This window comes from Okeania sp. SIO2B9 (genome assembly GCF_010672505.1).
Lineage (GTDB): Bacteria > Cyanobacteriota > Cyanobacteriia > Cyanobacteriales > Microcoleaceae > Okeania > Okeania hirsuta.
Genome location: NZ_JAAHGK010000655.1, coordinates 1 through 4,261, shown reverse-complemented (window position 1 = coordinate 4,261; position 4,261 = coordinate 1). Strand labels below are relative to the sequence as shown.

Sequence of the window (4,261 nt, the reverse complement as noted above, 5' to 3'; positions counted from 1 at the left end):
TATTCCTTTTATTCCTAGTTGGCTGCATAATTCTTGGGTGCAATTATTTTTGAGTTTGCCTGTACAGTTATGGTGTGGTCAAAGTTTTTTTGTAGGAGCATTTAAAGCATTTAAACATTATACTGCGGATATGAATACTTTAGTTGCTTTAGGAACAGGTGCTGCTTATTTATATTCTTTATTTGCTACTTTAAACCCCAATTTTTTTATTACTCAAGGTTTAAAAGCAGAAGTATATTATGAAGCTTCATCAGTTATTATTACCCTTCTCCTATTAGGAAAACTATTGGAAAATCGTGCTAGAGGAAAAACTTCAGAAGCTATTCGTAAATTAATGGGTTTACAAGCAAAAACTGCTAGAGTTATTCGTAATGGAAAAGAGAGCGATCTTCCCATTCAAGAAGTTGTAGTAGGAGATGTAATTTTAGTCCGCCCTGGAGAAAAAATTCCTGTAGATGGAGAAGTTGTAGAAGGAGAATCTTCTATTGATGAATCTATGGTGACAGGTGAACCAATTCCTGTTAAAAAACAACTAGGAGATGAGGTAATCGGAGCAACAATTAATAAAACAGGAAGTTTCAAATTTCAAGCCACAAAAGTTGGTAAAGATACAGTATTAGCCCAAATTGTACAATTGGTAAAAGATGCTCAATGCAGTAAAGCACCTATTCAAAAATTAGCAGATAAAATAACTGGATGGTTTGTGCCTGTAGTAATAACCATTGCTATTATAACTTTTATTATTTGGTTTAATACCATGGGAAATGTAACTCTTGCCATGATTACTACGGTAGGAGTTTTAATTATTGCTTGTCCTTGTGCCTTGGGTTTAGCAACTCCCACTTCTATTATGGTTGGTACTGGGAAAGGAGCAGAAAATGGAGTTTTAATTAAAGGTGCAGATAGCTTAGAATTAGCACATAAATTAACTACTATTGTTTGTGATAAAACTGGAACAATTACTCAAGGAAAACCTAGTGTTACTAACTATATTACGGTTAAAGGTGTCACTAATAATAATGAAATTGAACTATTAGCAATAGCTGCTGCTTTAGAAAAAAATTCAGAACATCCTTTAGCGGAAGCTGTAGTTAATTATGCTCAATCTCAAGGAGTAAAAAATCCCCTACCAGAAGTGACTAATTTTGAAGCTGTAGCAGGAATGGGAGTACAGGGAAATGTATCAGGAAAGTTGGTACAAATTGGTACACAAAGATGGATGGATGAATTGAAAATTGATACTCAAACTTTACAATCAAATCGCCAACAATGGGAAAGTGAAGCAAAAACTACTGCTTTAATAGTTATTAACGGAAAAATTGAAGGTTTAATTGGAATTGCTGATGCAATTAAACCATCTTCTGGGGATGTAGTTAAAGCTCTACAAAAAATGGGATTAGAAGTAGTAATGTTAACAGGAGATAACCAAAAAACAGCAGAAGCGATCGCCTCTGAAGTGGGTATTAAAAGAATTTTTGCTGAAGTACGTCCCGACCAAAAAGCTAGTATTATTCAATCTATTCAACAAGAAAGAAATAGTTCAAAACAAAAACATAAAATCGTCGCGATGGTAGGAGATGGAATTAATGATGCTCCAGCATTAGCTCAAGCAGATGTAGGAATTGCTATTGGTACAGGTACAGATGTGGCAATGGCAGCTAGCGATCTAACTTTAATTTCTGGAGATTTGTGGGGAATTGTTACGGCAATTCAACTCAGTCATGCCACTATGAAAAATATTCGTCAAAATCTATTTTTTGCCTATATTTATAATGTTTTGAGTATTCCTATTGCTGCAGGTATTTTATATCCCTTTTTTGGTTGGTTATTAAATCCAATGATTGCTGGTGCAGCAATGGCTTTTAGTTCAGTTTCTGTGGTAAGTAATGCTTTGCGTTTAAGGAAGTTTAAACCCAAAGTTTATCTATAGATATCAAATGGGTTCTATTAAGCATCTCCTTCATGCATAGGGAATAGGGAGTAGGAGGAAATAATTGATGAATAAGAGTGCAATAATTGACTTTATTTTTGATTATTGGAGATATCTATAACTATATAAATTAAATATCAATATCCTAATACCAAATTCAAAAAAGGCAGTTACATCTTAATTTCTGATTTATTCCTAAAAGAAAAAATTATAAATCCCATAAATTCTAAAATTTCCACCTTTTTTCCTCTTTAATATTTATGTTTTTCTTTCCCTGTTCCCTGTTCCCTTTTCCCTGTGTTGTCACGCTTTGCAATATTTTATAAATTGGTATAACTTATGACTTCTGAATTATTAGTCAAAAACCCCTACCTTTATAAAGATACGGTTAGGGGTTCTATAGAAATATAGTAGTTTCAACAATTAATAATTAGGGTTTGCGTATGGAAAGTATTTTTGCTGGGGTAGGAGACAGGAGACAGGAGACAGGAGACAGGAAAAATGGGAATGAGCGAAGAGATAGGAGTTAAGAATTATCTATCAATTTTTCTGCCATAATCATCCCAAAATACTAGCATGCATGAGCTTTTTACACCCAAAAGCTGGTACTTTTTTAAACCCTAAAACGCTAAAACCGTTATCTGTCAATACTTTGCTAATTAATTAGCAAGCCCTCATTAATAATTAATAATTACCTCTTATTTTCAAGGGGATGATTTACGCAAAAGGGATTTTTTTTTCTCTCTTGGTCGATTGGATATGGCGAGGAAACCCGTTCTTACAGACCCGCTCCGCTAACGCCATCCCTCGACCGCTTGTTTCTCCTTGAAAGGAGAGGCTTTAAACCTTAATTATTCGGCAATGAAAATTTTGAAAGAATTTCAAGATTTTTAGAGCTTAATTTGCCAACATATCTATTATTTGTTATAGTATAAGATACTAATTTAGTATAAATTGACGAGCAAGTATTTATGTCGATAAAAGTTTATGCTTTTTACAATAATAAAGGTGGTTTTGGTCAAACAACTTTATGTTCTAATGCTTAAATATTGTATGCTTAAAATAATGCAGAGACACAAATTTTAGTTATTGATATGTGTCCTCAAGCTAACATTTATCAACTTTTACTTGGAGGTGGAAAAGAAGGATATGAAAATAATCAAAAGTTGCAAGGAACTTACACAAGATGTAATGTAGTAGGGTTTATTTATTGGATTTTGAAAGCTAATGCTGACTTTAAATCATTACCAAAAAATTCTACTTATAAAGTTCGAGCCTCACTCTATAATGAATCTATTCCAGAAAATCTGTATTTAATTGCTGGTGATTCTTTTTTAGAATCTTTGTCGTTAGCTCTTAATTATTCTGTACTTAATCCAGCAAATATTACTGCATGGAAAAATCATATGACAGCAATTAAAAGATTATGTCGAAGTGAGTTTGACAAAGAAAAATATAAAGAATTAGTTGTTTTCATAGACTGCAATCCTAGTTTTTCCATCTATACACAGATGGCATTACTTTCTTCTGATTATTTAATAATTCCTATGATGGCTGATTTTACTTCATTAGAAGGAATTAAAGGGATTTTAATGCTACTTTATGAACAATATCCTTCAGAATCTCTCAAAAAATATGCCAGTAAAGTTATCACATTTAATAAGCAAGTTAAGCAGTTCGAGCTGAAATTACCTAAAATCAAACAATTTGTTTTTAACAATTACACAAGCCATAAAGGTGTAGCTAAGGCCTATAAATATATCAGACAAGAATTAATTAATTTCTGCTATAAACAATATCAAAGTTTTCCTCAATATTTTACTAGGAATGATAATTCATTAGATTCTCTCATTACATGGCAAAATGCCTATGTTACCGATGTCAAAGATTTTCATTCTTCAGGAAAAGTCTCTGCATCTATCGGCACTCCTTTACATCAACTTCCTGATAAAGGGGAAATTTTTAAAATGCCAGATGGAGAAGAAATTACTTTAGCTAAACATAGATATGAAGAAGCTGTCGAAAATGTAAAATATTTAGTCTCAAAATTATAACCTTCATCTCAATCTTATGTAGAACTGAAACATCTAAATTAGTATTTAGTAATTGTTAAATACTTCCATCAAAGTCATTCAGAAATTACCACTAATTTTAGGTCATTGGGGTGACGGAGCGGGTGGGTTCATCTAAATTTAATCTTGACCAACATTAAGAAGAACGAGGATATATATTTTAATTTCTCCCAGACTCCCCATATTCCCCTCCCAGGAGAGGAATACGGGGAGTCTGGGAGAAATTAAAATATATATCCTCGTTCTTCTTAATGTTGGA

General features: G+C 32.7%; 2 protein-coding genes. Both read left to right on the top strand.

The genetic code is table 11. The annotated features are described in order from the left end of the window. A partial coding sequence (locus tag F6K13_RS20935; RefSeq protein WP_287288259.1) for a copper-translocating P-type ATPase occupies nucleotides 1-1,930 on the top strand: 1,930 nt, incomplete at its 5' end. A gap of 1,079 nt (nucleotides 1,931-3,009) precedes the next feature. Beyond that, the gene (locus tag F6K13_RS20930; protein ID WP_275670403.1) at nucleotides 3,010-3,984 is read left to right on the top strand and encodes a ParA family protein; all 975 of its coding nucleotides are present in this window, start codon (nucleotides 3,010-3,012) and stop codon (nucleotides 3,982-3,984) included. The last annotated feature ends 277 nt before the right edge of the window (nucleotides 3,985-4,261 follow it).